Source organism: Amnimonas aquatica, from assembly GCF_002943415.1.
GTDB lineage: Bacteria > Pseudomonadota > Gammaproteobacteria > Pseudomonadales > Moraxellaceae > Perlucidibaca > Perlucidibaca aquatica_A.
The window spans coordinates 1-1,481 of sequence record NZ_PTQZ01000314.1 but is presented as its reverse complement, the minus strand read 5'-3'; the positions used below and the strand labels follow the sequence as shown (position 1 = coordinate 1,481).

Below are 1,481 nucleotides of genomic sequence, written 5' to 3'. Positions count from 1 at the left end.
GACGGTCAGCGGCATCGACCTGGCGCAGGTGGCGGCGCTGCAGAGCGGGCAGGATCGCGCCGTCAGCCTCGCCGGCCGCGTCAGCGGCAGCCTGCCGCTGCAGCTCGGCCGGAGCACGCTGGCGGTGCGCGACGGCCGCCTCGCCAACGATGGCCCGTTGCTGCTGCAGGTGCACAGCACGCCCGGTGTGGCCGCGATGGCGAAGTCCAACCTGGCGGTGCAGCTGGCCCTGGACTCGCTGGGCAACCTGCGCGTCGACGACTTCCGCGCCGGGCTGGGCATGAGCGCCGACGGCTGGCTGGACGCCGCCATCACCATCCGCGGCGACAACCTTCAACCGAAACGCCAGCCGGTCGTTCTCAACTACACCCATCGGGAAAACGTGCTCGAGCTCTTGCGCAGCCTGCGCATAGGCGATGAGATATCGCAGCGCGTCATGGATCGCTACCAGAACCAGCAGAGGGAAAGATGACATTCGACAAGACCCGGGCACTGCCCGCCACCGGCGCGGGGCTGGCCGTCGCGCTGGCCGCGCTGCTGACGCTGCCGGCGTGCACGCCGCGCATCGCGCTGGAGGCTCCCAAGGAGCCGATCACGATCAATCTCAACGTGAAGATCGATCACGAGATCCGCCTGCGGGTGGAAAAGGATATCGAGAAGCTGCTCAGCAATGACAGCGGACTGTTCTGAGGACCTGACATGAAGACCATGAAACATCTGCTGGCCGCCGCCGTGCTGGCATCCTGCACCACCATGGCGTTCGCGCTCGACCTCGACGGCGCCAAGGGCCAGGGCCTGGTCGGCGAGCAGCCCAACGGCTACCTCGGCGTGGTCAAGGCCACGCCGGAAGCGGTGGCGCTGGCGGCCGACATCAACGGCAAGCGCCGCGCGGCCTACGAGAAGATCGCCAAGGAGAACGGCATCACCATCGACCAGGTGGCGACGCTGACCGGCCAGAAGGTCATCGACAAGGCCGCTTCGGGCACCTGGGTGCAGACGCCGCAGGGGCAGTGGATCCAGAAGTGAGACATCGGGCCGGCGCGGCTGCCGGCCCGCTCAGGTCGGCATCCCTGTAGCGCCGGCCTGGCTCATGACGGGCGCGGGCCGGCGTTGTCCATGCTGCCGGCCGTGTCTGGCGCAGGCCGGCAGCAGGCGGCAGCAGCCAGCTGCCGTTCGCTGCGGAAGCGGCGCGGTTCGCCGGTGACCGGGTCGGTGAATGCCAGCGAGCGCGCCAGCAGCTGCAGCGGCCGAGCGAAGTCATCCGGTTCGTCGTTGCGCACCCGCGGGTAGAAGCGGTCGTTCAGCAGCGGCATGCCCAGCGCGTCGAAGTGCACGCGGATCTGGTGCTTGCGGCCGGTCACCAGTCCGATGCGGTAGTGCCCCAGCAGGCGGCCATCAGCGTCCTCTCCCTTGCCGATCAACGCCACGTGCGTTTCCGAATTCGCGGCGCCTTCGGCTTCGCGCATGCGGAAGAAGGGCTC

Annotated in this window: 4 protein-coding genes; 3 read left to right on the top strand and 1 reads right to left on the bottom strand. The window is 68.8% G+C overall.

Translation table 11 applies throughout. The features are described 5' to 3' along the window. The 3 genes from C5O18_RS09475 to C5O18_RS09465 all read left to right on the top strand — a co-directional run. Nucleotides 1-472 (top strand): intermembrane phospholipid transport protein YdbH family protein (locus tag C5O18_RS09475; RefSeq protein WP_206389845.1); only part of this gene is annotated, 472 nt, incomplete at its 5' end. Next, nucleotides 469-690, top strand: a complete 222-nt coding sequence (locus tag C5O18_RS09470; protein WP_105193382.1) for a YnbE family lipoprotein — start codon at nt 469-471, stop codon at nt 688-690. The genes C5O18_RS09475 and C5O18_RS09470, both read left to right, overlap by 4 nt. Before the next feature lie 9 nt (nt 691-699). Next, nucleotides 700-1,026 carry a YdbL family probable chaperone protein gene (locus C5O18_RS09465; protein WP_105193380.1) on the top strand — a complete coding sequence of 109 codons (327 nt, stop codon included), beginning with the start codon at nt 700-702 and terminating at the stop codon, nt 1,024-1,026. Between the two features lie 62 nt (nt 1,027-1,088). Here the strand turns inward: C5O18_RS09465 and C5O18_RS10565 are convergent. After that, nucleotides 1,089-1,481 (bottom strand): pseudouridine synthase family protein (locus C5O18_RS10565; protein ID WP_478209694.1); only part of this gene is annotated, 393 nt, incomplete at its 5' end.